The following is a 25,689-nucleotide window of genomic DNA, read 5'->3' on the forward strand; positions in this document are numbered from 1 at the left end:
ACATGACCGATCCGCAGCGTGCCCTCGTCGCCCGGCTCTCGGCGGATTTCACCGCCATCTCCGCTTATCTGGCCAGGGCGTCAGCAGACCTGACCGAGCTCGACCGGTTACTCGCCAACCGGGCTGAACCCGCGGCGCCACAGTGGATTCCGGCGCAGTATCCGATGTATGCGCAACCGCCGCAGGCACCTGTGTATCCGGCTGCGTCGCCACCACGGCCGCAAGCACCGCCCGAGCGGTCCGAAGGCTGGATCGGCAAAGTGCTTGCCGTCGCGGGTGTGGCGGTCACGCTCATCGGCGTGGTGCTCCTGCTGGTGCTGGCCGCTCAGGCGGGCATCCTGCGCCCGGAGGTAAGGGTGGCCGCCGGCGCGGCGCTCGCGGCTGCATTGGTCGCGGCCGCGCACTGGCTCTACCGGCGGCCGGGCGGCCGCGTCGGCGCTATCGCACTCGCCGCGACCGGTGTCGCGGCGGCGTATATGGATGTGATCGCGGCGACGACGATCTACGCCTGGATACCGGCCGCTGCGGGGCTCGCCCTCGCTTCGGCCATCGGTGGCGGCGGCCTGATGATGGCCAGGCGCTGGAACTCCGAGCACCTCGGGCTACTGGTGTTGGTCCCGTTGATCGGATTGGCGCCGTTGCTCACCGACGGAATCACGCTGCTGCTGATCGGGTTCATGCTCGCGCTGACCGCCGCGTCGCTGCCAGTGCAGTACGGGCGGGACTGGCTCTGGATGTATGCGGCACGCACTGCCGCGAGCACGGTCCCACTGTTGCTCGCGCTGACGTCGGCAGCGATCGGCGATCGCGAGGATCTGATGTTGGCGACGGCCTGCGTACTTGCCGCCATGCTGGCGATCACCGGTGCGCTTGTACTGTTGCGGGCTACGGCGAGGCCTGCCACGATGGCCGTGCTTGCGGCCGTCGGCGTGGTCCCGCTGCTGTGTGTTTCGGCCAGTGTCGATCGGGTGCTCGCGGCCCTGATGATCTCGGCGCTCGCCGCGGGACTCTTGGCGGTCGTCGCGCTCGGAGACCGACTGCCCGGCGTGGTGGCTGCCGTACGCGGCGTGTGGGGCGCGCTGTCAGCGGCGGCGGCCTTGGTCGCGGTGATCGTCGCGTTCGACGGTTCCTTGGCCGGGCCTGTGCTGTTGGCGATGGCGATCGTGGTCGGCGCCGCCGGCGGGCGCGACGCCATCGGCCGATGGGCCGCTGCCGGGTTCGGATTGTTCGGCGGCGCGTTCTATCTCGGCTACGCGCCCCCGCGCACGTTGGTGCACGCAACCGAAATGAGCTCAGGCGTTGAGGTTTCGGTATTGGTCGCCAGCATCCTCGTGATCGGCGCGACGCTGGTGATCGTCCGGGCGTTGGCGCACGTGTCGGACGACGATACGATCCGCGCGCTGTGGATCGCGGCCGCGGCGGCGATCGGGTACGCCGTCACGACGTTCACGGTGACCCTCGGTGTGCTGATCGGCGGCACCGGAGGCGGGTTCTTCGCCGGTCACATGGCGGCGACCATCTGCTGGATCGCGGCGGCGGCCGGCTTGTTCACCTACGCCGCCCGGCAGCCGAAGAGTCGGCGTTCACTGCCGATCGGTGCGGGCCTGGCGCTCGTGGCAGCGGCGATGGCGAAGCTGTTCCTGTTCGACCTGGGCACCTTGGGAGGCATTTTCCGCGTGGCGGTGTTCATCGTCGTCGGTCAGATATTGCTGGGCATGGGCGCCGGCTATGCGCGTCTCCTCAGCCAGCAGGGCGAGCCCGGGTCGAGCCCAACGCAACCTTCTATGTGAGAGGCGACACATCGACCATAATCTGGATTGATTCCAGATTGGGTGCGGTTGCACTTGGCATGAATACACGTCGAACCGAATCAGAAATCCAGGGCTACCAGGCCACTCCTGAGCTCAGCGGCAACCTGCAGCAGGTTCTCGTCGACCTGATCGAGTTGGCGCTCCAAGGCAAACAGGCGCATTGGAATGTCGTCGGCACCAACTTCCGGGATCTGCATCTGCAGCTCGACGAACTGGTCGATTTCGCCCGCGAAGGCGCCGATACCGTGGCCGAGCGCATGCGTGCGCTTGACGCCGTGCCCGACGGCCGTTCCGATACCGTCGCCGGCGCCACGAGCTTGCCGGAGTTCCCGGCCTACGAGCGCAGCACGGGTGACGTCGTCGACCTCATCACGACCCGCGTCTACGCGACGGTCGACACGATGCGCCGGGTCCACGACGCCGTCGACGCCGAGGACCCGAGCACGGCCGATGTCCTGCATCAGCTGATCGATGGGCTGGAGAAGCTGGCCTGGTTGATCAAGTCGGAGAACCGCAAGATCTAACTCGCGGTCGGGCGGATCGCGGAGGCGGTGTGCGCTTCGCCGGTGTTTTCCAGCGACGCGCGCACCGCTTCGTCGTCGCGCCGGCCGACCAGGTACCAGGTGCGCATGACGCCCTTGCCTTTGACTTCGACTTCGCCGCGTTCCTCAAGAAGGAACGCGGGAAGCAGGCGGTCATAGACGTTCTGCGGCACCTGGATTCGGCCTTCGACGTCGGTGGTCTCCATGCGTGATGCGACGTTGACGGCGTCGCCCCATACGTCGTAGAAGAACTTGCGGGCTCCGACCACGCCTGCGACCACGGGCCCGGCGGCCAGGCCGATCCGGAGCGGAACCTCCCGGCCGTGTGGATCTTTGAGATCTGCGACGGCCTCGGCCATGTCGAGTGCCAGACAGGCCAGCGCCTCGATATGGTCGGGCCGGGGTTGGGGCACCCCGGCGACCACCATGTACGAATCCCCGCTGGTTTTGACCTTCTCCAGGCCGTGGCGGTCCACCAGGGCATCGAGATCGGTGTAGAGACGGTCGAGGAACCGCACGAGATCGGTCGGCGTGGTGTCACTCGCACGTTTGGTGTAACCGGCAATGTCGGCGAACAGAATCGAGGCATCGTCGTACTTGTCGGCGATGATGGTCCGCGACGGATCCTTGAGGCGGTCGGCGATCGTCGCGGGAAGTATGTTGGCCAACAGTTTTTCGGAGCGTTGGTACTCGGCCTCCATCGCCTCTTCGGCGCGGCCGATCTCGCGAAGCGAATACCAGACCGTCGCAACCACCATGACCGCGGCCGACACCGTTGACATGACGAACCCGACGGTCAGGGTCCACGGCGGGCCCAGCCCGCGGTCATCGGGAACCAGGAGTTCCAGCGCGATGGTGGCCGCGATGCCAATGGTCACCAGCGATGCGGCCAGGACGATGCGCTCGATGCCAAGCACGAGCACCACGAGCGACGCCGCCACCAGGAAGTAGAACTGCAACCCCGACCCGGTGCCGATCTCGTAACACAACAGGGTCACCGAAACGTAGGCGATGGCGAAGAAGGTCAGCGGCGCGATCAGTTCACCGAACCGGTAGAGCAGCGGCACCGTCACGAAGAGGCTCGCGAAGGCCAGATTGAGCAAGCCGAATTGCCACATCTGGCCGCCGACGATCAATTGGAAGACACCGAAGGCGGCCGATACCGCTGCCGCGATCCACGTGGCGATGGTGAGAACGCGCAGCCTGCTGGCGACGCTCTCGGCATAGTGCCGGGTGCGCGCAGGCACGCGGTTGTCCAGCGCCAGCTCGGGCATGCACACCGAGCGCCGGAACTCGCTGACCACCACAGACGCAAGCGTATCGCCGCAGAGACGGGAGTCTGCCGACATTCGTGAACACCGTCACATGAATGCGACCGCGGTCCAGCAAACTCCGCGGGCGCTCGATGTGTCAGAATGGGTTCTTCCAGCGAGTGCGGCGGGGGCGCCGCTGATCTCCCGGGGGACTTTGAGCGTGGACCGTTCGTGGATGCGCAATACGGCCATCGGCTGTGCCATCGCTTGTGGCGCGATGGTGGCGGGGCCCGGTGTCGCCGGTACGGCGGTGGCGTCGGCCGATCTGTTCGGCATCGACATCGACATCTTGGACATCTTCGATCACAAGGACAAGAACAAGAAGAAGTCCGATCGCGGCCCCAAGGTGGGAGCGCAGCAGAACGGCGGCTCGAAGAAGGCCGGGGGACTGGGACCGGCGGGGCCCAAGAGGGCACCGCGGCCCGAACCGGGCGGCGTAAGTCAGTCGGCCGCAACAGCCGACCGCGCGCCGGAGTCGGCAAACGCGCCGGGGTCGGTGACGTTCCGTGGCGCGGGCCAGTCACCGCCCGCAGCGGTCTCGGGCGGCGGCGGTGGAGGCGGCGGTGTGCCGACCAACAGCAACATCGGCCGGGCGCCCAATCTGGCGCCGGTGCCCACGACACCGAGCAGTCGCGGGATCGTCGTCCGCGCCGCGCCTCCTGCGACGCCGGCGGTGCCTGCCGCGCCGGTGGCTCCCGTCGTGCCTGTCCCTATCGTTGTACCGCCGGTCCCGATCGCGCTGCCAGCCCTTCCCGCCGCACCGTCCGGTGGTGGCGCGCCTTCCGCGCCGGCTGCCCCCAGCCCCGATGCGCCGAAATTCGAACCCCCGAGTGCCCCGCCGCCGGCAGCGAATCCTTCTGCACCGCAAGCGGTTCCGGAGTCATTCCGGATCGGCTACGCAGATTATCTGCGCGCCGCAAGCACCTCGGATCTGCTGTTTGCGGTGTTGCCCGGCGTCGCCGGATTGACATTGCTCACTGCCGCAGGCGGAGCGATCGGCTTCCGTCAGGCGCGTGCGGCGCAGACGCTGCCGTCGCCGCAGATCGCGCGATTCCTGCCGTAACAGCGGTTTACGACACCAGGGCCGCGACGGCGTCGACAACCACTCGGCGTTGCGCGTCAGGCGATGCGATGTCGACGGCGGCGTCGAACTCGGGCGTGTTCGAACTCCAGAAACCCGACAGGTGCAACACGAGGCCGAGCAGCACGCTCGGCGCGAAGCGGTCGGGCAGTGTGCCTGTCCGTTGCGCGGCGCTGATGGCTTCGATCTTCGCGGTGTTACTGGCCACCACGACGGGGAGGAGGTCGGCCGTGCTCGCGCGTTCCAGCCGGTACCAGGTGGCGATCCGCTGCACCCAAGGTCTGCGCCGGTAGGAGTCGAACAACCGGCCCGCGTACTCCGGCAGATCCGTCGCATCGATCGGCACTTCGTCGAGGGTTTCACGGCACATGACGTCGAACACGGCGTCGAACAGGCCGTCCTTGTTGCCGAAGTAGTGATAGATCTGTGCCTTGTTGGACTGGGCGGCGGCGGCGATCCGGTCGACGCGGGCCCCGGCGATGCCATAAGCCGCGAACTCGTCGCGGGCGGCCTCGAGTAAGCGCTGTCGGGTGGCTTCGGCGTCTCGAACCATGTTCACAGGATATCAACTGACTGTTTAGTTGACAGCTCAGCCCATCGGGGGTTGACTGACATTGTTATCAACAAACTAGTTAGTTAGAAGGTCGTCATGGGTACATCCCAATCTCTTGTGTTCCTGGTCAGTGGCGCGTCCCGCGGCCTCGGTCTGGAAATCGTGCGCGCGGCTCTCGATGCCGGCCATCGCGTTGTCGCAGGCTCACGCGGCAGCTCCGCGCTCGACGATCTCGCCGGCGAGCGCCTCATGGTGGTACCGCTCGACGTCACCGACGACACCGCCGTGAAGGCGGCCGTCGCGGCAGCGGTGGACCGCTTCGGGCGACTCGACGTTCTGGTCAACAACGCCGGCTATGCCAACCTCAGCGCGATCGAAGACGTCGAACTGGCCGATTTCCGCGCCCAGGTCGAAACCAACCTGTTCGGTGTCGTGCGGTTGACGCAGGCCGCGTTGCCGGTGATGCGCGCACAGCGTTCGGGCCGGATCATCCAGGTGTCGTCGGTGGGCGGGCGGTTGGCGACCCCCGGCCTCGGTGCTTACCAGTCCGCCAAGTGGGCCGTCGGCGGCTTCTCATCGGTGCTCGCGCAGGAAGTCGGCCCGCTGGGCATCACGGTCACCGTGCTGGAACCGGGTGGGATGCGGACCGATTGGGCGGGGTCGTCGATGGAGATCGCCCCGATACGGCCCGAGTACGCCGAAACCGTCGGTGCGATGGCGGCGCGGCACAGCTCCGGAGACGCGACCGCGGCCAGTGATCCGGTCAAGGTCGCGCGGCTCGTGCTCGACGTCGTCGGTCTTGAGGACCCGCCGTTGCGGCTTCTGGTCGGTGCCGACGCCTACAAGTACGCCACCGCCGCCGGACGCGATCTGCTGGCCTCCGATGAGAAGTGGCAGGCGCTCAGTGAGTCGACGACGGCCGACGATGCCTCGGCCGCGCAATTGGATCCGCTCGGACAGCAGTGATGGGTGCCCTCGGTGAGATTCGAACTCACACTGTACGGGTTTTGAATCCGTTTCCTCTGCCAGTTGGGATACGAGGGCGTGCGCACCGTTCGGTGCTGCGGCCTACCACCATAGAGGATGCCCCCGCGGTCGCTCATCGGTGCCCACCACGACACAATGTCTCCCATGACCGGGTCATCGACAGACTCTGAGAAACCGCGCCGGGTACTCGTTGCCGAGGACGAGGCGCTCATCCGCCTCGACCTCGCCGAGATGCTGCGAGAAGAAGGCTATGAGGTTGTCGGCGAGGCCGGCGACGGGCAAGAGGCCGTCGAACTCGCCGAGAGCCTGCGGCCGGATCTCGTGATCATGGACGTCAAGATGCCCCGACGCGACGGGATCGACGCCGCGTCGGAGATCGCCAGCAAGCGCATCGCCCCGATCGTGATCCTCACCGCGTTCAGTCAGCGTGAGCTCGTGGAACGGGCGCGTGATGCCGGGGCGATGGCTTACCTGGTGAAGCCGTTCAACATCACCGACCTGGTTCCCGCCATCGAGGTCGCCGTCAGCCGGTTCGCCGAGATCGCCGCGCTGGAAACCGAAGTCGCGACGCTGTCGGACCGGCTGGAAACGCGCAAACTCGTCGAGCGCGCGAAGGGCCTGCTGCAGAGCAAGCACAAGATGTCGGAACCCGAAGCGTTCAAGTGGATTCAACGCGCCGCGATGGACCGCCGGACCACGATGAAACGCGTCGCGGAGGTGGTCCTGGAAACACTCGAGGACCCAGCCGACGGAGCGCCGTCGAGCTAGCCGACTGCCGGGCCCAGCTGTAACAAGTACGTTTCCGTCAATTGGTTCCTGCTGGTCATCTGGGCGACAGGCACGCTTCAATTCCTCAACATCCCGCACTATGGCCGGGCGGCGGCTATGTTCTACCCGAAGCATCGACGCCAGCCCCACCGAGGTGCTGGCGTCGGCGCCGCTGACAACACTGACCCGGAGGTGAAGCGTGCGCGGTCGCGTGGCACGGAAAGCATTTGCTCTCGGTAGTGCGGGTGTGGTTGCGCTGGCCATTGCCGGCTGCAACCAGTCCACACCGGAGGAAGAAGCAGCCCAGACCAATCTGAAGATCGTCGAGAAAGTTCAGATCGACGAGAACGGTGCTGAGGTCAAAGCTGCCGAGGGTGTTGCCCCCGCCGATCCCGCCGGGGACGGCAAGGCCACTTGCCCGCCGGTGATGATCGCGATGATGGGCGCGCTCAACGGGCCTGATGCCGCACTCGGCATCAACATCAAGAACGGTGTGCAACTCGCGATCGACAAGCACAACGCCGCCAACGCCGGCTGCCAGGTGCAGCTGAAGACCTTTGACACCGAAGGAGATCCGCAGAAGGCCACCGGTGTGGCCCCGCAGATCGTCGACGAACCGTTCATCATCGGTCTGGTGGGCCCGGCGTTCTCCGGCGAGACCAAGGCCACCGGCGACGTGTTCAACCAAGCCGGGCTCGTGGCCACCACGGCGTCGGCCACCAACGTCACGCTGAGCGAGAACGGCTGGCGGACCTTCTTCCGCGGCCTGGCCAACGACGGTGTGCAGGGTCCTTCGGTGGCGAACTACCTCAAGAACACGCTCGGCCACAAGAAGGTGTGCGTGGTCGACGACAGCACCGACTACGGCCTCGGTCTCGCCGAGGCCGTGCGTCAGACCCTTGGGCCGGTTGCCGATTCGGCGTGCAACATCTCGGTCAAGAAGGGTGACAAGGATTTCTCGGCGGCGGTCACCCAGATCAAGGGTGCGGCGCCGGAGTCGGTGTTCTACAGCGGGTACTACTCCGAGGCCGCGCCGTTCGTCCAGCAGCTCAAGGACGGCGGCGTCGAAGCGACATTCGTCAGCGCGGACGGCACCAAGGATCCCGAGTTCGTCAAGCAGGCCGGCGAGTCGTCGAAGGGCGCGCTGCTGTCCTGCCCGTGCGGCCCGGCGACCGGTGCGTTCGCCGACGAGTACACCCAGAAATTCGGCCAGGAGCCCGGCACGTACAGCACCGAGGGCTATGACCTCGGCACCATCCTGCTCAAGGGCATCGATTCCGGTGCCATCACACGCGATGCACTGCTGAACTACGTCCGCAACTACGAGGGTCAGGGCGTCGCCCGCAAGTACCAATGGACGGACAAGGGTGAGCTGACCACCACCCTCATCTGGATGTACGACGTCCAGTAGTCCACCAGACGAAACGCGTCCGAGGCCGCACCAGGGACTCGGACGCGTTTCGTTTCACCACGCTTATCAGGGAGTCGCCACCGGATGATCCATCAGTGCGTCGACCAGTACGTCTGCCTCGCTGACAACATCAGCTTCAACCTCGAGGGCTTGCGAAACGGCTTCTGGCAGTTGACGATCGACGGCCTCTCGTGGGGCGCGATCTACGCGCTGGTCGCGGTGGGATACACGCTGGTGTTCGGCGTGTTGCGGCTCATCAACTTCGCCCATTCCGAGATCTTCATGCTCGGCATGTTCGGCGCATACTTCTGTCTCGACGTGATCCTCGGGTTCACGCCGAGCGGTAACGCCTACAACAAAGGCATCGCGCTCACCGTGCTGTATCTCGGAATCGCCATGCTGTTCGCGATGCTGGTCTCGGGATCGGCGGCCGTCGGTTTGGAATTCATCGCCTACCGTCCGCTGCGAAAACGCAACGCGCGCGCCTTGACGTTCCTCATCACCGCGATCGGTATGTCGTTCGTCCTGCAGGAGTTCGTCCACTTCGTGTTGCCTAAACTGCTGAAGGGCTACGGCGGCAGTAATGCGCAACAGCCCATCACCCTGGTTCAGCCGAAGACGCAATTCACGATCTTCGGTGCGACCGTGTCGAACGTGACGCTCGTGATCATCGGCGCTGCTTTGGTGTTCGCGGTGCTCACCGACATCGCGATCAACCGCACCAAGTTCGGCCGCGGCATTCGCGCGGTGGCCCAGGACCCGACCACCGCAACGCTGATGGGCGTATCGCGCGAGCGGATCATCATGACGACGTTCCTGATCGGCGGCCTGCTGGCCGGCGCCGCGGCGCTTCTCTACACCTTGAAAGTGCCGCAGGGCATCATCTACTCCGGCGGATTCCTGTTGGGCATCAAGGCATTCTCGGCTGCGGTGCTCGGCGGTATCGGCAACTTGCGAGGCGCCCTGCTGGGCGGTCTGCTGCTGGGAATCATGGAGAATTACGGGCAGGCGGTGTTCGGTACCCAGTGGCGCGATGTCGTCGCATTCGTTCTGCTCGTGCTGGTTCTGCTGTTCCGCCCGACGGGCATACTCGGTGAGAGCCTTGGGAAGGCGCGGGTATGAGCGACAAGCACACATCCGAGAACAGCAGCCCGGTCACCAGGACACTGTTGGCACCGGGTGACGTCCTGCGCGATTCGTGGTCGACATTGCCGCGGGTGGTCAAGTGGGGTGTCGGCCTCGTGGGCTTCACGCTGCTTGGTCTGCTGCCACTGTTCACCCCCAGTTTTCTGAACACCCCCGGCATCAGCTTCGGCGGCACGATGGCGCAATTCGCGATGATCGCCATCATCGCCATCGGCCTCAATGTCGTCGTCGGCCAAGCCGGCTTGCTCGACCTCGGCTACGTCGGTTTCTACGCCGTCGGCGCGTACACCGTCGCGCTGTTGACCAGCCCGGACAGTCCGTGGAACAAGATGGGCCCCGACGGCTTCTTCAGCAAGGACTGGGCCTGGCTGTCGTGCGTGCCGCTGGCGATGGCGGTGACTGCGCTCGCCGGTCTCATCCTCGGCACGCCGACCCTGCGGCTGCGCGGCGACTACCTGGCCATCGTCACCCTCGGCTTCGGGGAGATCATCCGGCTGCTCGCCGACAACCTGTCCGACATCACCAACGGGTCGCGGGGTCTCAATCAGGTCGCCTACCCGCGGGTGGGGGAGAGCGAGACACTGCCCAACGGTGTTTTCTCCAGCGGCAATTCGACCGGCGTGGCCAACTACGGCACCTGGTGGTTCTGGCTGGGGCTCATCCTGATGGTCGGCATCCTGCTGCTCGTCGGCAACCTGGAACGCAGCCGGGTCGGCCGGGCGTGGGTCGCGATCCGCGAGGACGAGGACGCCGCGGAGGTCATGGGCGTCAACACTTTCCGGTTCAAGCTGTGGGCGTTCGTGATCGGCGCCGCGATCGGTGGGCTGTCCGGCGCGCTGTACGCCGGCCAGGTCCAGTACGTCGCGCCGCCGACGTTCAACATCATCAACTCGATGCTGTTCCTGTGCGCGGTCGTGCTCGGCGGGCAGGGCAACAAGCTCGGCGTGATCTTCGGCGCGTTCATCATCGTCTACCTGCCCAACCGGCTGCTCGGCGTGCACTTCCTCGGTATCAACATGGGAGACCTGAAGTACCTGTTCTTCGGGCTCGCGCTGGTGGTGTTGATGATCTTCCGTCCGCAGGGCCTGTTCCCGGTACGCCAACAGCTGCTGACCTACGGCAACTCGGCACGCCGGTTGTTGCGGGCGACGCCGGTGAAGGAGGGGACTCAGTGACCGAACCGCCGCAAGTCGCCGAGGAAACCATCGAAGAACTGGCGGGCGTCCACCGCGAGATCAACGCCGCCGAAGGTGAGGTGCTGCTCGAGACTCACGATCTCACCGTCAAATTCGGTGGGCTCGTGGCGCTGGACGCGGTCACGTTCAACATCCGTCGCGGTGAGATCCTCGGCCTGATCGGACCCAACGGCGCGGGCAAGACCACCTGTTTCAACGCCATCACGGGTGTCTACCGGCCGAGTTCGGGCTCGGTGTCGTTCGACGGCGCGCCGTTGGGCAAGATCAAACGCCACCAGATCACCCGGCGCGGCATCGCGCGTACCTTCCAGAACATCCGGCTGTTCGGCGAGATGACCGCGCTGGAGAACGTCATGGTGGGTACCGACGCGCGCCACCGCACGTCGGTACCCGGCGCGTTGGTCCGCTCGCCCCGGCACCGGCGGGAAGAGAAGTCAGCCATCGAACGGGCAGCGGCCCTACTGCATTTCGTGGGCATCGCGCACCGTGGCGAGGAGAAAGCCAAGAACCTCCCGTACGGCGACCAGCGCCGGCTCGAGATCGCCCGCGCGCTGGCCACCGAGCCCAAGCTACTGTGCCTCGACGAGCCTGCCGCCGGGTTCAACCCGAGCGAGAAGGCCGCCTTGATCGACCTGATCCGCAAGATCCGCGATGACGGCTACACCGTGCTGCTGATCGAGCACGACATGCGTCTGGTGATGGGCGTGACCGACCGCATCGTGGTGTTGGAGTTCGGCCGCAAGATCGCCGACGGCCTGCCCTCCGAGATCCGCGAGGATCCGAAGGTCATCGCCGCTTATCTGGGGGTGCCCGATGACACCGTCTGACACGCAATCCGAATCGACCCGGCCGGTCCTGCTTGAGGTCCGCGACGTCGTCGTACACTACGGCAGAATCCAAGCGCTGCACGGCGTATCGCTCGTCGTTCACGAAGGTGAACTCGTGACGCTACTGGGCTCCAACGGCGCGGGCAAGACCACCATGATGCGGGCGATCTCGGGCCTGCGGGCACTGACATCGGGTTCGGTGTGGTTCGAAGGGCGAGACATCTCACGCGTCAAGGCGCACCGCCGGGTCGCTGACGGACTGATCCAGGCTCCGGAAGGCCGCGGCGTGTTCCCCGGTATGACCGTGCTCGAGAACCTCGAAATGGGTTGCTACGGACGTAAATTCGCGTCCAAGCACGAGCATGCCGAGCGTTTGGACTGGGTGCTCGAAACGTTCCCCCGGCTGGCCGAACGGCGCAGCCAGGTGGGCGGCACGCTGTCCGGCGGGGAGCAGCAGATGCTCGCGATCGGCCGGGCATTGATGGCCCGCCCGCGAGTGCTGCTCCTCGATGAGCCGTCGATGGGGTTGGCGCCCATGGTGATATCGCAGATCTTCAAGATCATCGCCGACATCAACGCGCAGGGCACCACGGTTCTGCTGGTCGAGCAGAATGCCCAGCAGGCGCTGAGCCGCTCCGACCGGGCATATATCTTGGAGACCGGCAACGTCACCCGTACCGGCAGGGCCCGGGAACTGTTGGAGGACGACAGTATTCGTGCCGCCTATCTCGGCGTCGCCTGACCGTAGCGTGATGGTTCTCAAATCGATCCTGCTGTTCGTCCTGGCGGCGGTGCTGGAGATCGGCGGCGCCTGGCTCGTGTGGCAGGGCGTACGCGAGCAGCGCGGCTGGCTGTGGATCGGTGCGGGAATGATCGCGCTCGGCGCCTACGGCTTCGTCGCGGCGTTTCAGCCCGACGCCCATTTCGGGCGGGTCCTGGCGGCCTACGGTGGCGTGTTCATCGCTGGATCGTTGGCGTGGGGCATGGTGGCTGACGGTTTTCGGCCCGACCGCTGGGATGTCGCCGGGGCGCTGGTGTGCCTGGTGGGCGTCGGATTGATCATGTACGCCCCGCGCTGAGCGCGATCAGGCGAGATGCGCGCTGTCGTCGTCGAGGTCGTGGCGGCTCAAGCCCATCGGCGTGGCAACCGGCACGTCGCCGGCGGCCACCACCCGACGTGTGATCGGAGTCAGGGCGCCGAACAGTGTCTCGACCTCGTCATCGGTCAACGTTTCCAATGCGCGCAGCGCCAGCGCGTCGGTGCGGTCCTCGACGGCCTGCTTGGCCGCGCGGCCGGCCTCGGTGAGGGCACCGTCGGCGTCCAGCCAGCCGCGTTGCCGCAGTGACTCGGAATAATGCTGCCACTGCTCGTCGTCGTAGTCGCGGCTGCGCATGATCATGTCGCGCGGAACCCGGCCCGCGGCGGCGTGCAGCACGTTGCATTCGCGGCCACTGATGCCCTCGGCCGCGAGCACCGCGACGTGTGCGTCGCCGCGTTGTTCGCGCAGCAGCGTGACGGCGTGCCACAGCTTGGCGATCGGATCGTCGGGCCAGTCCAGCGCCAGGTTGGCGGCGTAGAGCGGCCGGCCGTCCAGGGGAGCCGAACGCGCTGCTTTGGCGGCGAGTGCGGCCGCGGTGCGGGTCGAATCGTCATCCGTCACGCCGCACCTGCGCAGCGCTGCCACCGCGGATTCGAGGCGTACCGCCAGAACTGTTGCCGGGCCGGCGATGTCCCAGGCCGCCGGTAACGCCTTGGCCACCCGTTCGGCGGTGAAGTTGTAGAACACCGCGGCGACGACTTCGGGTGGAACAACCCCGAACGGCGCCGAGCGCGCGGCGAAGTAACTCATCCAGAACCCGCGATATCCCAGCGAGTCGAGTGCGGAGCGGGACTCCGGCGCGAAGTACGTGACAGCGTGTACCGGTTCCAGGCGGTCGAAGAAACGACGCGCCAGCGATGGCGTGCGACCCACGCCGTCAGTTAACCATTGTTCGGATCGCTGTCGGCGACCGCGGTCACCGCCTCGTCGATGATGGCGCGCATAGCCCGTTCGGCTGCGTCCTCGTCACGCAGTCTGATGGCACGCGCGACTTCGTCGTGCAGTTCGATCGCCGCGGGGTTGGGGATCTCGGGCATCATGCCGTGGTGGGTGCGGCCGGTCAGCACCTCGGCGACGACGTCGTTGAGCGCGCGGAACATCTCGTTTCCGCTGGCCTCGAGCAAAGTCCGATGAAACACTTTGTCCGCCAGCAAATATGCCTCGAGGTCGCCGGCCCGCCCATGAACCACCATGTCGGAGACCGCGGCAGCCATGATGCGGCATTGATCGGGGTTGGCCCTGCGGGCCGCCAATGCCGCGGCCGCAGGCTCGAAGCCCCGGCGCAGTTCGGACAGCGAGACGAGCTGTGCGGCCCGGTCACTGGATTCCAGCCGCCATCGAATCAGCCTGGGGTCGAAGACATTCCATTTGGTGGATGGCTGGATGGTGATCCCGACGCGGCGGCGGGATTCGATCATGCCCATCGACTCGAGTACGCGGATCGCCTCGCGCGCGACACTGCGGGACACGCCGTACTCCGCGCCAACGCCTTCGAGGGTTAACACGTGTCCAGCGGGGAACTCCCCGGACACAATCGCGGTGCCGAGCGCTGTCAACACGTTGCCGTGCAACGCGCCGACGTTAGAGGGCAAGGACACATATACATCCTGTCATACGGTCAGTGACTGAGATAAAAACAGATCAAAGCGAGATTCTCTTGCAATGATCTGACGTTTAAGCCATGCTGTGTGACGGCAAGCACAACAACAAGGTGGAGCGGATGGGATCACCAATCGTCGTCATGGGCGTGTCCGGGTCGGGAAAGTCAACCGTCGGAGCCGCCCTGGCTCAGCGATTACGCGTGCCGTTCGGTGATGCCGACGATTTCCACCCCCCTGCCAACGTCGCCAAGATGACGGCCGGCCACGCCCTGAACGACGAAGACCGCTACCCGTGGCTCGAGGCGATCGGCGAATGGCTCGCCGACCACGACAACGGCGGCGTGATGAGCTGCTCGGCACTCAAGCGCAAGTACCGTGACCAACTTCGGCGGCACTGCCCAGACGTTCAGTTCCTGCATCTCACCGGATCGCCGGAAGTCATCGGCCGTCGCCAGGCCAGCCGCCCCGGGCATTTCATGCCCCCGAGCCTGCTGGCATCCCAGTTTCAGACCCTCGAGCCGCTCGACTCCGATGAAGCAGGTATCGCCATCGACGTCGACCAGAACATCGACGCCATCATCGACAGCTACGTCGCTCAAACCGCCACCCGCACAACCGAACAGGAGAACCGATGAACTCCGCCCTGAGCTTTCTGGCGGCCGATCCCGAACTGGCACAACCGGTCGCCGCGGGCTGGCAACTGGTGTTGGCCGCACTCGCAGGCATCGCGCTGATCGTCGTTCTGATCCCCATCACCAAGCTGCATCCCTTCCTGGCTCTGATCTTCGGCGCACTGGCCGTCGGGATCGTCGCGGGAGAGAACGTCGGCACTGTGCTGGAGTCCTTCGGTGACGGATTCGGCAGCACCGCAGCTAGTGTCGGCATCCTCATCGCCCTGGGCGCGATGTTCGCCAAGCTCCTCGCCGATTCCGGCGGCGCGGACGAGATCGTCGACACGATCGTCGGTCACGCCTCACCGCGGGCGCTGCCGTGGGCCATGGCGTTGGTGGGCGCCATCATCGGCCTGCCGATGTTCTTCGAAATCGGCCTGGTCCTGTTGATGCCGGTGATCTACCTGATCGCGCGACGTTCGCAGCTGTCGCTCATCACCGTCGGAATCCCGGCACTGGCCGGCCTCTCGGTCATGCACGGCCTGGTGCCGCCTCACCCCGGGCCGCTCACGGCAATCGGTCTGCTCAATGCCGACCTCGGCATCACGCTCGCGTTGGGTGTTCTCGTCGCCATCCCGACCCTGATTCTGGCGGGCCCGCTGTTCGGCACGCTCGCCGGACGCTGGGTTGTGCTTGAGGCCCCCGACCGCTTCACCACCTCCGAGGCTTCGCCGTCCAGCGGCGGCACAACGACATCCGCAGGCACACCCACATCCACCGGCACCGGCACCGCCACCGAGACTGCAACCGAGACGAAGGTGCGGCCGAGTTTCGGCATCACCATCTTCAGCGTTCTGCTGCCGGTTGCGTTGATGATGGGCAAGGCGCTCGCCGACATCTTCATCGAGAACGAAGACAACCCGTTACGTGTCGCGTTCGACATTCTCGGCCGTCCGTTGATGGCGCTCCTGATCGCTGTGGTGGTCGGAATGTTCACCCTCGGGCTCGGCGCCAAGATGACGCGCGATCAGATCGTCAAGAGCGTCGAGACGTCACTTCCTCCGGTGGCAGGCATCATCCTGATCGTCGCGGCCGGTGGCGGTTTCAAGCAGGTGCTGGTCGATACCGGAATCGGAACGCTGCTCGCCGAATGGGCCAAGGGCGCCAACGTTTCCGTCATTCTGCTGGCGTGGGTTCTGGCCGTGCTGATCCGCCTGGCGACGGGCTCGGCCACGGTTGCCACGATCACGGCATCGTCGCTCATGCTGGGACTCGTCGAGGGCATGAGCACCGGTGAGGTCTCGCTGGTCGTGCTCGCCGTCGGAGCCGGATCGCTGTTCTTCTCCCACGTCAACGACGCCGGCTTCTGGCTCGTCAAAGAGTACTTCGGCATGTCGGTCGGCCAGACGATCAAGACCTGGTCGATCATGGAGACCGTTTTGTCGGTGGCCGGTCTGATCTTCGTGCTGCTGCTCGGCCTGGTGATCTGACCGCACCTACGGCGAGGCCCCCAATCCCACCGGGACTGGGGGCCTCATCGATACCGGCTCAGCGCCTGACGACCTGCGTGCCGCCTGCGAGTTCATCGTGCTTGCCCTGCTTTGTGGGGCTGCCGCTGACCGTCACCGCGATCACGATGATGGCGACGACTCCGAGAAAGCCTCCAACAAGAGGGATGATCGGCAGCAGCGTGAACGCGTTGCGGATCGCCGATTGTGCCGCAGTCGGCTTCGGGGTACCGCCGGGTCCCTGGACTGCCATCCCGAGCATTTTCTTGCCCGGCGTCCAGCCCTGCGTGACTTCGAAACCGACGAAGTACACGAACATCAAGAGCCCGGTGAACAACCCCGTGACCCAGTAGCTCGACAGCGAATCGGTGAAGAATGCCAGAAAGAAGGCCACGATCCCGACGACGATGCCGTCGATCACGCGTGCGAAGAACCGCCGTGCCAACCCACCCGGCGTCTGCGCGCCGTACGGGGACTGTGCCCCGTACGGCGGTGGGTAGCCGCCCGGTTGTCCGTAGGGTCCCGGTTGCGGTGGAAGGTCACCCGTTGTCATGCCTCGAAAATACCGGTCACCGCCGCTGATCGAGTTGCGTTCGCGCGCGGTCGGCCAGCGCCGCACTGCGCTCCCGAGCGGTTTCCGCGAGTTCCGGGCCACGTTCGCGGGCGACGTCGGCCAGTACCGCACCGCGCTCGCGTGCGACGTCGGCAAGGACACCGCCACGTTCACGGGCGGCCTCGGCAAGGACGCCGCCACGCTCGCGAGCCACATCGGCCAGGGCGGCACTGCGTTCACGTGCCGCCTCGGCCAATTCGGGTGCGTGCTCGCGGGCGACCTGTGCGAGTTCGGCCGCACGTTCGCGGGCGACGTCGGCGAGTTCGCGGCCGCGTTCGGCGCCGACGGCCAGACCGTGGCCGATCTTCTCGACGACCGGATTGTCGGCCAGCGAATCACTGGCCGCGGCTCCGGCCGGAAGTGCCGCCGCCACTGTCGCGGTCACCTTTTGGGCGGCATGCCGTCCGCGCCAGGCCAACCCGGGCTTACCCGCGGTATCGGCCGCCGCGATGATCAATCCGCCGATCAGGCTGACGTCGGTGAGGAAGGCTTTTCGCTCATCGGCCGCCCGCTGCGGATCGGTCTCTTTCCAAAAACTATGTGCGCCAAGGCTGCCGGGAACCACGCTGAGCGCCAGCGCCGCAGCGGTCAGCCGGGGGAGCCTGCCGGTGGCGAGCAACAGCCCACCCGCGACCTGAACCATCCCGTTGACCCGGGCCACTGTTTCGGCGTTCGTCGGCACATTCGGACCCACGGGAGCGGGCAGCATGCTCAGCGCGCCCAGCGTCGGACGTGCGGCGTCGGCGGCGGGTTTCGGACTACGCAAGGCATCCACTCCGCGCGCGATGAACGTGGCCGACAACATGGGTCGTGCGATTCTTCGGATCAACATGCGGGTAGGAATTCCCCGAAAGCGCACGCGCAAACCTGGTTTTGCGTCTTCGCGGGGTCAGTGCCGTCCGGCGAGCAGCAACTCGCTCAAGCGCGTCGTGGTGGCCACACCGTCGTCATAGCCGCCCTGCTCACCCAGTGAATTCATCACCGCAAGCGTGTACCGCTGCTGAGGGCCGGCGAATCCGACGGTGTTGACCACCCAGCCGCCCTGCTCCAGCGACCACCCATTCTTGTTTCCGGGTTCCATATCCGGGCCGGCACCCCAAACGCCCCACTGCTGATTGGCGCCGACATGCTTGAGCGCGTCGACGATGCCGGCGCTGTCGGCAGGGTCCAATTCGGTAAGCGCGTAGTTCATGAGGCGATCCAGGTCGTCGGGCGTGGCCTTCTGAAAACCCCAGTACGGGTATGTGGCGCTGAACCCGCGCTGCGGCCGCAACCCGGTCATGCCGTACGACGGGAAATCGTCGTTGAACGCTTGATGGTCGGCGCCGCCGAAACGCGCCCACAGTGTGTCGGCGGCGTCGTCGTCCGAGACGTGCAGCATCGCGGCCATCAGCGAGCGGTCGGACTCGCCCAGCGTGATCGCACCGGCCCGATGTCTGCTGAGCAGGTCGACCACCATCGCGAGCTTGATGGTCGAGGCTGTCCACACGGGCGTTCCCGCATGAGCATTGCGGTAGACGGCGCCCGACGCCCGGTCCCGCAAGACGTAGCCCACGGTGCCGGGCCTGGTCGCCAGGTAGTCGTCGGCAGCCGCCACGCGCGCTGCCAAATCGCAGTCCCCATTCACCGCGCAGGCGGCGTTGACACTCGGTATGACCCCGGCATACATCGACACCACAATCACCACGCAGGCCACGAACCGTCCCATCGGGGTAGCTTCTCAGGCGTGTCTCTAGTTGCCGGCATCGACTCATCGACCCAGTCCTGCAAGATCGTCGTCTGCGACGCCGAGAGCGGCGCGGTCGTGCGCTCGGCCTCGGCGCCGCACCCCGGCGGAACCGAGATCGATCCGCACCGCTGGTGGGAGGCGCTACAGACCGCCGTGAGTGCGGCAGGCGGGCTCGACGACGTGGCCTCGATCTCGGTCGGCGCCCAGCAGCACGGCATGGTGTGCCTCGATCGAAACGGTCAGGTCGTGCGAGATGCGCTGTTGTGGAACGACACCCGCTCGGCGCCGAACGCGGCCGATCTGGTCGAGGAACTGGGCGGAGCGGCCGAATGGGCTAAGGCCGTCGGTGTGGTGCCGGTGGCCTCGATCACCGCGACCAAGCTGCGCTGGCTGGCCGACAAGGAACCCGGCAATGCCGATGCGACGGCTGCGGTGTGTCTGCCACACGACTGGCTGAGCTGGCGGCTGTCCGGTTCGACCGACCTCGCCGATCTGCGCACCGACCGCAGCGACGCCAGCGGCACGGGCTATTTCTCGGCCGAGTCCGACACATACCGCCCAGATCTACTGGAGCTCGCGATGCGCGGCAGGCGGCCGGCGGTACCCACCGTCGTCGGCCCGCGCGATGGCGCAGGCCGGCTGGCCAACGGGGCGGTCATCGGCGCGGGTGCAGGCGACAATGCCGCGGCAGCGCTCGGCCTCGGCGCCGGACCGGGCGACTGCATCGTCTCGCTGGGGACCTCGGGGGTCGTCAGTGCGGTGGGCAGCGCAGCCCCACACGATCCGGAGGGCATCGTCGCCGGGTTCGCGGATGCGACCGGCCGGCAGCTGCCGTTGGTCTGCACGCTCAACGGTGCACCGGTGCTCGCCGCGTCGGCCGCGATGCTGCGGGTCGACTTCGACGAGTTCGACCGCCTGGCGCTGTCGGCTCCGCCCGGCGCCGATGGCCTGACGTTGGTGCCGTATCTGGAGGGGGAGCGGTCACCGAATCTACCGCGGGCACGCGGTGCCCTGCACGGGGTGACGGTGGGAAACTTTAACTCGGCCAACGTGGCTCGTGCCAGCGTCGAAGGTCTGCTGGCGTCGATGGCCTACTGCATCGACAAGATCGTGGGCTACGGCGTCGACATCGAACGCATCATCCTGGTCGGTGGCGGTGCCCGTTCGGAAGCGGTCCGCCGCATCGCCCCGGCGATCTTGGGCCGCCCGGTGCAGGTGCCACCGCCCGGCGAGTACGTCGCGCTCGGCGCCGCGCGCCAGGCCGCCTGGGCACTGGCGCAACACGACGCACCGCCGTCGTGGACACCGGGCCTCGTCACGCCGTACACCGCCGCGCCGACGCCCGAGGTCGTCGAACAGTATCTGGCTGCGCAGCCACTGACACTGGGGCAGTGAGCTACCGCCGGTGAGGCCGGATTGGAGTAGTCGACTACGCGTGTGAGTGCCGGACGTGGTCTCGACACTGAACAGCGAAAGCGCAGATTCGGTCCAGTCGAGGAGCCACGATGACGCCACCGGCCGCGGGCGAGGCCCTCCTGACGCCCGCCCGTCATGCGGGGTCGGCAACCTCGGCGATCGCGGCGACCTGCTTCGAGAACTGCAGCCCGCTGCGCACCCGATGCCCTGGCCCGGCCGCCCAGCTGTCGTGCGATGAAGACGGCTGCTGGACGGCGGTGTGCCGGCGGTCCCCAAGCTGATCGGGTGGCGGGCGTGCGCCGTGAACAATGGGGTTCGTGGATACGCGGCGCCTTCGCTTGTTGCTGGCACTCTCACGTCTCGGCTCGATGCGGGCCGTCGCCGATGCCTTTTCCCTGACGACCTCGACGGTGTCTCAGCAGTTGGCGGCGTTGGCCAAAGAGACCGACACCCAACTCATCGAACCCGACGGGCGCCGCGTCCGTCTCACGCCCGCCGGGCAGCGTCTGGCCGATCACGCGGTCACGATTCTGGCGGCCGTCGACGCGGCGCGGCTGGACCTCGATCCCGACGCTGAGCCGGCGGGCACCTTGCGGGTGGGTGGATTCGCCACCGGGATCCGGGTTTCGCTGCTGCCGATCCTGCACGATCTCGCGGACACGCACCCGAATGTCGACGTCGTCATCAGTGAGCACGAACCGATCGAGGCTTTCGAGCTCCTGGTCAACGACGACCTCGATCTGGCGCTGACATACGAATACGACCTGGCGCCCGCATCTCCGGACGCGGTGCTCGAGTCGGTCGCGTTGTGGTCGACACCCTGGGGTCTCGGGGTGCCCGAGGCTGATCCAAACACGGTCGCCGACCTGCTGAGTTATTCCGAACGCTCGTGGATCGTCAACTCGCGCAACACCGCTGACGAGGATGCCGTACGAACCTTGGCGTCGCTGGCCGGGTTCACCCCGCACATCTCCCATCAGATCGACAGCCTCGACCTCGTGGAAGATCTGATTTTCTCGGGCTATGGCGTGGGGCTTCTGCCGACGACGCGGCCTGCGCGCGACGGCGTCAAGGTACTGCCGCTGTCCGACCCGCACGTCGTCCTCACGGCGTTCGCGTTCACCCGGCGCGGCAGGTCGACGTGGCCGCCGCTGCGTCTGGTGCTCGACCGGTTGCGGCCCGCCGAGGGGATACCGCTACCGCTCAAGAGCTGGCCCCGGCCGACCGTCGGGGAAGCGTGAGTGCGACGATGCGCGAATGACCGACGTCGCGGCGCACTTCACGCAGTCTGACCAGGACCGGTTCCAGCCGACCCGGTTCGCCCAGAGCCACTGGGGCGAAGATCACCTCAATGGCCCGGCGCTGGTCGGGCTGGCGGCGCAGGCGCTCGAGTCGGCGTTCGGCCTGCCCGAGTTTCTGCCTGCCCGGTTGACCGTGGACCTGTTCAAGGCCGCGCGCGGAGTGCCGACGACGACGAAGGTCGCGTTGATCCGCGACGGCAGGCGCGTGCGCAACTCGGAATGCGAATTGGTCCAGGACGGCGTCACGGTGGCCCGCGCGACGCTCGCGCAGTACCGCCGGTCGTCGGCGCCGCACGGCGAGGAGTGGGTGTCCGACGTCCGGTTCGAGCCGCCTGCCGAGGTCGACGGTGACCGCATGACGTATATGGGCAGCGATGCGAACGGATGGAGCCGCGCCATCGCCGACCACCAGAACACCTCGCGCAAGCGCTTCATGAACCGCACGATCACGGTGGTGGACGGACGGCAGAACTCGCCGTTCGTGCGCGCCGCCATGGCCGCTGAGGGCACCAGCCTGGTCACCAATCTCGGTACCAACGGCGTCGGCTACATCAACGGCGATCTCACCGTGGCGCTGTCACGGTTGCCGGAGGATGACTGGGTCGGCGTGCAGGCCGATTCGCACTGGGCAGCCGACGGAATCGCGGTCGGCTCGTCCACCTTGTTCGACAGTGCCGGTGCGTTCGGGACCGGTCTGGTCACGGCGGTGAGCAATCCCTCGGCCCAGATCGACTTTGCCAACGACCCGTTTCCGGATCGCACCGCACCGAGGTGACCCACCGCCACGGGGCGGCGTCGTAGGGTTGTCGGCGTGGACTTGCTGCTCGGAATCGATATGGGGACGGGGAGCACCAAAGGCGTCCTGGTCGACGCGTCGGGATCGGTGATCGCGACCGAAACCGTCCCGCACTCGATGGATCTTCCCCGGCCGGGCTGGGCTGAGGTCGACGCCGAGCAGCTGTGGTGGCGCGAGGTTTGCCAGATCAGTGCCGCGCTGATGGCGCAGGTGCCGAGCGGCGGCAAGCTCGCCGGGATGTGCGTGAGCGGCGTCGGTCCCTGTCTGGTGTTGTGCGACGACGCGTTACGGCCGTTGCGGCCTGCCATTCTCTACGGCATCGACACCAGGGCGTCGGCCGAGATTTCGGCACTCACCGACGAACTCGGCGAAGCCGCCATCCTGCAGCGGGCAGGCACACTGCTGTCGAGCCAGGCGGTCGGCCCGAAACTGGAGTGGGTGCGTAATCACGAGCCCGAGGTTTTCGAGCGGGCCACCGGCTGGTACGGGTCGAACTCGTACATCGCCGCCAAGCTGACCGGCGAATACGTGATGGACCACCACACCGCCAGCCAGTGCGATCCGCTGTACGCCACCCGCGATTTCGCGTGGAATGTGCCATGGGCACAACGGATTTGCGGTCATCTGCCGCTGCCGCGGCTGGTCTGGCCGAGCGATGTGGTGGGAACCGTGACTCCGCAGGCTGCCGCGGCCACCGGAGTTCCGGCCGGCACGCCGGTGGCCGCGGGCACGGTCGACGCGTATTCCGAGGCGTTCTCCGTGGGCGTGCGCCGGCCGGGCGACCAGATGCTCATGTACGGGTCGACGATGTTTCTGGTGCAGATCATCGACGACTACCACAGCGATCCGGCGCTGTGGACGACGACCGGTGTGGAGCATGGCACGTTGGCGCTGGCCGCAGGCACATCGACTGCGGGTAGTTTGATCGGCTGGCTGCAGACGGTGACCGGCGGCGCGTCCTTCGATGAGTTGATGGCCGAGGCCAGCCGCGTGCCGCCGGGCAGCGAAGGCCTGCTCGTGCTGCCCTATCTGGCGGGGGAGCGCACGCCGGTTTTCGATCCACAGGCACGCGGCGTGGTGGCGGGGCTGACGCTCAGGCACGGCCGCGGCCATCTGTTCCGGGCGGCCTACGAGGGCATCTCGTTCGGCATTCGCCAGATTCTGGAGCGGTTCGACGACGCGCACACGGGTGCCCGCACGGTCGCGGTGGGTGGCGGGCTCCGCAGCCCGATCTGGGCTCAGGCGCTCAGCGACATCACCGGACGTCCACAGTTGGTGCCGGAGCAGGCGATCGGGGCGAGTTACGGCGATGCACTGCTCGCGGCGATCGGCGTGGGACTCGTGTCGCCCGATACGGATTGGGCCAAGATCGCCACGGAGATCAAACCCGACGCCCGGTACCGCGGTCTGTACGACGACCTCTACGCAACCTGGTGCGAGTTGTATCCGGCGACGAAAGACCAGGTGCACCGATTGGCCGCTCAGCCCATCGTGTAGCCCCCGTCGATGGGGATGTCGACGCCGTTGACCATGCTGGACGCATCCGAGGCAAGCCACACCACCGCATCGGACACTTCGTGAGGTACGGCGAAGCGGCCCAAGGGAATCCGGGCGATCATCGGCGCGGACTTGGCCTGGTCGCCCCATACCCGCTGGCCCATCTCGGTGAGCACGACGGTCGGACACACCGAGTTGGCGCGGATGCCGTGTGGTCCGAGTTCGCGGGCGAGCACCTTCGTGGCCATCACGAGACCGGCCTTCGACGCGCAGTAGGCGTAGTGGTCGGGCAACGGCGCCAATGCCGCGGCCGAAGCCACAGTGATGATCGATCCGCGGATGCGAGCGGCCACCATGGCGGCACCGACCGCCGACGCGAGCAGCGCGGGCGCGCGCAGGTTGACCGCGATGGTTGCGTCGAACAGCGCCGGATCGGTGTCGATCACCGGCTGCGGATGCGAGATGCCGGCATTGTTGACCAGCACGTCGAGACCGCCGAACGCGTCGGCGGCCAGGGCGGCAAGTTCGGACGGGCCATCGGGATGCGCGAGATCGATTGCCGCGGTGTGAACTTCGGCACCGAACTCGTCGGCCAGGCCGGAACGCGCGGCGTCGAGTTCGCCGGAGTCGCGTCCGCTGAGCACGAGCCGGGCTCCGGCGGATGCGAAGGCACGGGCGATGTCGGCGCCGATACCTTTGGTCGCGCCGGTGATGAGTGCGCGTTTACCGTCAAGTCGCAGCACCCCGGCATAGCGTGCGTCGGCGAGAGTTGTCACTTCGACTCCGTGGTCTCGAGTATGGCGGCGGCAGTCGCCGGATCGGTCACAAGCTGGTTGAAATATCCACCGCGGGCCCCGGCGATGATCGACTCGACCTTGTCCTTGCCGATGGCCACCGCGATCGTCACCGGAACATGGCGCAGCGCTTCGAGTTCCACCGCGATGAGCCGGTCACTGCCGTCGAATTCGACGGGTTCCCCGGCGCGGTCGAAGAATCGCGAGCACACGTCGCCGACCGCTGACCGCAGCGAACTCGACTCGGTCGGCACGAATCTGGGGATGTCCGAGCGCAGCAGCGGCGGCGCACCGACGCCCATCAGTGCACACCGCGCCCGCGGCCACAGATTCAGCACCCGCTGGATACTCGGGTCGTTGATCAGCGACGGGTACAGGTCGGGGCCCGGCAGTGCGGGCGCGAACAGATAATTGGGCCTGCCGCTGACCCGATTGGCGACCAGCCGGGTGATCTCGTTGGTCTGATACCACTCCTCGGGCTGATCGTTTCCCCCTACGGTGGGGGCGACCAGCACGCCGGGCAGATCGACCAGTTCGTATTGCGCGACCTCGTAGACCGTTCGCCCCGACGACACCAACAGCACGTCACCAGGCAGTAGGCCGGCCGCCGACAAGGCGCGGCCGACCGCGGGGGCCAACGCCCCGCCCATGACGTCGACATGCGTTCGGCCGGGGCCGGGATGCGGAAGGGGATGGCTGAGGAACACGGTGTTCAACGCCAGTGCACGGGTTAACTGGGCGGCGATGTCCCCGGAGCCGAGACCGTCCGGAGGCACGACCTCGATTCGGACGATGCCGCGCCGCTTCGCCTCTGCCAGAAGGCGGCTGACGGTCGCACGGCTGGTGCCGAGCTGTGCTGCGACTTCCGCCTGGGTCGCTTCCTCGTTGTAGTAGAGCTTTGCTGCGGCATACAGAAGCGAGGCCGGGAAGTGGCCGGATTCGCCGTCGGGCGGCGAACCGTCGACATTGGCCTGCGACGTTGGCTGGGCGGACCGGGGCACGTCATCGAGTATGGCACTGAACATCTGTTCGCGGTCAAGATTCTCTGAACATTTGTTCTGGACATATGTGCATAGGTTGGTTAATGT

Annotated in this window: 26 protein-coding genes and 1 tRNA gene; 17 read left to right on the plus strand and 10 right to left on the minus strand. The window is 66.6% G+C overall.

The annotated features are described in order from the left end of the window. Positions 1-2: 2 nt before the first annotated feature. Positions 3-1,790: a DUF2339 domain-containing protein gene (locus ACRCUN_RS10405; RefSeq protein ID WP_462141541.1), complete on the plus strand. Its 1,788-nt coding sequence runs from the start codon at positions 3-5 to the stop codon at positions 1,788-1,790. 59 nt (positions 1,791-1,849) lie between these two features. Further along, on the plus strand, positions 1,850-2,335 hold the full coding sequence (locus ACRCUN_RS10410) for a Dps family protein (RefSeq protein WP_462141542.1): 486 nt from the start codon (positions 1,850-1,852) through the stop codon (positions 2,333-2,335). Here the strand turns inward: ACRCUN_RS10410 and ACRCUN_RS10415 are convergent. Continuing rightward, positions 2,332-3,627 (minus strand): adenylate/guanylate cyclase domain-containing protein, encoded by a 1,296-nt coding sequence (locus ACRCUN_RS10415; RefSeq protein ID WP_462141701.1) that lies wholly within the window; start codon positions 3,625-3,627, stop codon positions 2,332-2,334. The genes ACRCUN_RS10410 and ACRCUN_RS10415 overlap by 4 nt on opposite strands. Before the next feature lie 214 nt (positions 3,628-3,841). Between ACRCUN_RS10415 and ACRCUN_RS10420 the strand changes: the two genes are divergently transcribed. Then, positions 3,842-4,729, plus strand: coding sequence for a hypothetical protein (locus tag ACRCUN_RS10420; RefSeq protein ID WP_462141543.1), 888 nt, complete (start codon positions 3,842-3,844; stop codon positions 4,727-4,729). Between the two features lie 7 nt (positions 4,730-4,736). Here ACRCUN_RS10420 and ACRCUN_RS10425 read toward each other — a convergent pair whose 3' ends face one another. After that, complete coding sequence (locus ACRCUN_RS10425) at positions 4,737-5,300, minus strand: TetR/AcrR family transcriptional regulator (protein WP_462141544.1); 564 nt, start codon at positions 5,298-5,300, stop codon at positions 4,737-4,739. Between the two features lie 96 nt (positions 5,301-5,396). On the opposite strand from ACRCUN_RS10425, the gene ACRCUN_RS10430 reads away from it, so the two are divergent. Then, positions 5,397-6,266: an SDR family NAD(P)-dependent oxidoreductase gene (locus tag ACRCUN_RS10430; RefSeq protein ID WP_462141545.1), complete on the plus strand. Its 870-nt coding sequence runs from the start codon at positions 5,397-5,399 to the stop codon at positions 6,264-6,266. A gap of 4 nt (positions 6,267-6,270) precedes the next feature. Here ACRCUN_RS10430 and ACRCUN_RS10435 read toward each other — a convergent pair. Beyond that, positions 6,271-6,344, minus strand: a tRNA-Leu gene (locus ACRCUN_RS10435). 87 nt (positions 6,345-6,431) lie between these two features. On the opposite strand from ACRCUN_RS10435, the gene ACRCUN_RS10440 reads away from it, so the two are divergent. From ACRCUN_RS10440 to ACRCUN_RS10470, 7 genes are all read left to right on the plus strand, one after another. Further along, positions 6,432-7,055, plus strand: a complete 624-nt coding sequence (locus ACRCUN_RS10440; RefSeq protein ID WP_462141546.1) for a two-component system response regulator PdtaR — start codon at positions 6,432-6,434, stop codon at positions 7,053-7,055. A gap of 199 nt (positions 7,056-7,254) precedes the next feature. Next, a complete protein-coding gene (locus tag ACRCUN_RS10445; RefSeq protein ID WP_462141547.1) occupies positions 7,255-8,466 on the plus strand; it encodes a branched-chain amino acid ABC transporter substrate-binding protein in 1,212 nt (403 codons plus the stop codon). Between the two features lie 84 nt (positions 8,467-8,550). After that, positions 8,551-9,588 carry a branched-chain amino acid ABC transporter permease gene (locus ACRCUN_RS10450; RefSeq protein ID WP_462141548.1) on the plus strand — a complete coding sequence of 346 codons (1,038 nt, stop codon included), beginning with the start codon at positions 8,551-8,553 and terminating at the stop codon, positions 9,586-9,588. Continuing rightward, on the plus strand, positions 9,585-10,787 hold the full coding sequence (locus ACRCUN_RS10455) for a branched-chain amino acid ABC transporter permease (RefSeq protein WP_462141549.1): 1,203 nt from the start codon (positions 9,585-9,587) through the stop codon (positions 10,785-10,787). Before ACRCUN_RS10450 ends, ACRCUN_RS10455 begins: the two co-directional genes overlap by 4 nt. After that, complete coding sequence (locus ACRCUN_RS10460; RefSeq protein ID WP_462141550.1) at positions 10,784-11,635, plus strand: ABC transporter ATP-binding protein; 852 nt, start codon at positions 10,784-10,786, stop codon at positions 11,633-11,635. Before ACRCUN_RS10455 ends, ACRCUN_RS10460 begins: the two co-directional genes overlap by 4 nt. Then, complete coding sequence (locus ACRCUN_RS10465) at positions 11,622-12,377, plus strand: ABC transporter ATP-binding protein (RefSeq protein ID WP_462141551.1); 756 nt, start codon at positions 11,622-11,624, stop codon at positions 12,375-12,377. Before ACRCUN_RS10460 ends, ACRCUN_RS10465 begins: the two co-directional genes overlap by 14 nt. Positions 12,378-12,387: 10 nt before the next feature. Continuing rightward, positions 12,388-12,714, plus strand: a complete 327-nt coding sequence (locus ACRCUN_RS10470; protein ID WP_462141552.1) for a YnfA family protein — start codon at positions 12,388-12,390, stop codon at positions 12,712-12,714. A gap of 6 nt (positions 12,715-12,720) precedes the next feature. Here ACRCUN_RS10470 and ACRCUN_RS10475 read toward each other — a convergent pair whose 3' ends face one another. Further along, a complete protein-coding gene (locus ACRCUN_RS10475; protein WP_462141553.1) occupies positions 12,721-13,608 on the minus strand; it encodes an SCO6745 family protein in 888 nt (295 codons plus the stop codon). An 8-nt stretch (positions 13,609-13,616) separates the two neighbouring features. Continuing rightward, positions 13,617-14,333 carry a FadR/GntR family transcriptional regulator gene (locus ACRCUN_RS10480; RefSeq protein ID WP_462141554.1) on the minus strand — a complete coding sequence of 239 codons (717 nt, stop codon included), beginning with the start codon at positions 14,331-14,333 and terminating at the stop codon, positions 13,617-13,619. A 122-nt stretch (positions 14,334-14,455) separates the two neighbouring features. On the opposite strand from ACRCUN_RS10480, the gene ACRCUN_RS10485 reads away from it, so the two are divergent. After that, positions 14,456-14,971: a gluconokinase gene (locus tag ACRCUN_RS10485; protein ID WP_462141555.1), complete on the plus strand. Its 516-nt coding sequence runs from the start codon at positions 14,456-14,458 to the stop codon at positions 14,969-14,971. Next, the gene (locus ACRCUN_RS10490) at positions 14,968-16,437 is read left to right on the plus strand and encodes a GntT/GntP/DsdX family permease (RefSeq protein WP_462141556.1); all 1,470 of its coding nucleotides are present in this window, start codon (positions 14,968-14,970) and stop codon (positions 16,435-16,437) included. The genes ACRCUN_RS10485 and ACRCUN_RS10490 overlap by 4 nt, the downstream gene beginning before the upstream one ends. Positions 16,438-16,495: 58 nt before the next feature. On the opposite strand, the gene ACRCUN_RS10495 is transcribed toward ACRCUN_RS10490, so the two are convergent. The 3 genes from ACRCUN_RS10495 to ACRCUN_RS10505 are packed head-to-tail and all read right to left on the minus strand — an operon-like array spanning position 16,496 to position 18,737. Next, the gene (locus ACRCUN_RS10495) at positions 16,496-17,008 is read right to left on the minus strand and encodes an RDD family protein (protein ID WP_462141557.1); all 513 of its coding nucleotides are present in this window, start codon (positions 17,006-17,008) and stop codon (positions 16,496-16,498) included. 16 nt (positions 17,009-17,024) lie between these two features. After that, entirely contained in the window at positions 17,025-17,900 is an 876-nt protein-coding gene (locus ACRCUN_RS10500; protein WP_462141558.1) for a DoxX family protein, read from the minus strand. A gap of 57 nt (positions 17,901-17,957) precedes the next feature. Next, a complete protein-coding gene (locus tag ACRCUN_RS10505; RefSeq protein WP_462141702.1) occupies positions 17,958-18,737 on the minus strand; it encodes a serine hydrolase in 780 nt (259 codons plus the stop codon). Positions 18,738-18,794: 57 nt separating this feature from the next. Here ACRCUN_RS10505 and xylB point away from each other — a divergent pair, with 57 nt between their 5' ends. The 4 genes from xylB to ACRCUN_RS10525 all read left to right on the plus strand — a co-directional run bounded on the left by xylB (position 18,795) and on the right by ACRCUN_RS10525 (position 23,807). Continuing rightward, positions 18,795-20,192, plus strand: coding sequence for a xylulokinase (gene xylB, locus ACRCUN_RS10510; protein WP_462141559.1), 1,398 nt, complete (start codon positions 18,795-18,797; stop codon positions 20,190-20,192). Positions 20,193-20,530: 338 nt separating this feature from the next. Then, complete coding sequence (locus ACRCUN_RS10515) at positions 20,531-21,454, plus strand: LysR family transcriptional regulator (protein WP_462141560.1); 924 nt, start codon at positions 20,531-20,533, stop codon at positions 21,452-21,454. Positions 21,455-21,470: 16 nt separating this feature from the next. Then, positions 21,471-22,289 carry an acyl-CoA thioesterase domain-containing protein gene (locus ACRCUN_RS10520; protein ID WP_462141561.1) on the plus strand — a complete coding sequence of 273 codons (819 nt, stop codon included), beginning with the start codon at positions 21,471-21,473 and terminating at the stop codon, positions 22,287-22,289. A gap of 36 nt (positions 22,290-22,325) precedes the next feature. Continuing rightward, entirely contained in the window at positions 22,326-23,807 is a 1,482-nt protein-coding gene (locus ACRCUN_RS10525) for an FGGY-family carbohydrate kinase (RefSeq protein ID WP_462141562.1), read from the plus strand. Here ACRCUN_RS10525 and ACRCUN_RS10530 read toward each other — a convergent pair. Further along, positions 23,792-24,583 (minus strand): SDR family NAD(P)-dependent oxidoreductase, encoded by a 792-nt coding sequence (locus ACRCUN_RS10530; protein ID WP_462141563.1) that lies wholly within the window; start codon positions 24,581-24,583, stop codon positions 23,792-23,794. The two genes, ACRCUN_RS10525 and ACRCUN_RS10530, sit on opposite strands and share 16 nt — an antisense overlap. Then, positions 24,580-25,602 carry a sugar-binding transcriptional regulator gene (locus tag ACRCUN_RS10535; RefSeq protein ID WP_462141564.1) on the minus strand — a complete coding sequence of 341 codons (1,023 nt, stop codon included), beginning with the start codon at positions 25,600-25,602 and terminating at the stop codon, positions 24,580-24,582. Before ACRCUN_RS10535 ends, ACRCUN_RS10530 begins: the two co-directional genes overlap by 4 nt. Positions 25,603-25,689 lie beyond the last annotated feature (87 nt).

This window comes from Mycobacterium venezuelense (assembly GCF_054919535.1).

Coding starts and splice junctions, on each gene's coding strand:
- ACRCUN_RS10405 (WP_462141541.1), top strand. CDS start 3: ATGACCGATCCGCAGCGTGCCCTCGTCGCCCGGCTCTCGGCGGATTTC.
- ACRCUN_RS10410 (WP_462141542.1), top strand. CDS start 1,850: ATGAATACACGTCGAACCGAATCAGAAATCCAGGGCTACCAGGCCACT.
- ACRCUN_RS10415 (WP_462141701.1), bottom strand. CDS start 3,627: ATGCCCGAGCTGGCGCTGGACAACCGCGTGCCTGCGCGCACCCGGCAC.
- ACRCUN_RS10420 (WP_462141543.1), top strand. CDS start 3,842: ATGCGCAATACGGCCATCGGCTGTGCCATCGCTTGTGGCGCGATGGTG.
- ACRCUN_RS10425 (WP_462141544.1), bottom strand. CDS start 5,300: ATGGTTCGAGACGCCGAAGCCACCCGACAGCGCTTACTCGAGGCCGCC.
- ACRCUN_RS10430 (WP_462141545.1), top strand. CDS start 5,397: ATGGGTACATCCCAATCTCTTGTGTTCCTGGTCAGTGGCGCGTCCCGC.
- ACRCUN_RS10440 (WP_462141546.1), top strand. CDS start 6,432: ATGACCGGGTCATCGACAGACTCTGAGAAACCGCGCCGGGTACTCGTT.
- ACRCUN_RS10450 (WP_462141548.1), top strand. CDS start 8,551: ATGATCCATCAGTGCGTCGACCAGTACGTCTGCCTCGCTGACAACATC.
- ACRCUN_RS10455 (WP_462141549.1), top strand. CDS start 9,585: ATGAGCGACAAGCACACATCCGAGAACAGCAGCCCGGTCACCAGGACA.
- ACRCUN_RS10465 (WP_462141551.1), top strand. CDS start 11,622: ATGACACCGTCTGACACGCAATCCGAATCGACCCGGCCGGTCCTGCTT.
- ACRCUN_RS10470 (WP_462141552.1), top strand. CDS start 12,388: ATGGTTCTCAAATCGATCCTGCTGTTCGTCCTGGCGGCGGTGCTGGAG.
- ACRCUN_RS10485 (WP_462141555.1), top strand. CDS start 14,456: ATGGGATCACCAATCGTCGTCATGGGCGTGTCCGGGTCGGGAAAGTCA.
- ACRCUN_RS10490 (WP_462141556.1), top strand. CDS start 14,968: ATGAACTCCGCCCTGAGCTTTCTGGCGGCCGATCCCGAACTGGCACAA.
- ACRCUN_RS10495 (WP_462141557.1), bottom strand. CDS start 17,008: ATGACAACGGGTGACCTTCCACCGCAACCGGGACCCTACGGACAACCG.
- ACRCUN_RS10500 (WP_462141558.1), bottom strand. CDS start 17,900: ATGTTGATCCGAAGAATCGCACGACCCATGTTGTCGGCCACGTTCATC.
- ACRCUN_RS10505 (WP_462141702.1), bottom strand. CDS start 18,737: ATGTATGCCGGGGTCATACCGAGTGTCAACGCCGCCTGCGCGGTGAAT.
- ACRCUN_RS10520 (WP_462141561.1), top strand. CDS start 21,471: ATGACCGACGTCGCGGCGCACTTCACGCAGTCTGACCAGGACCGGTTC.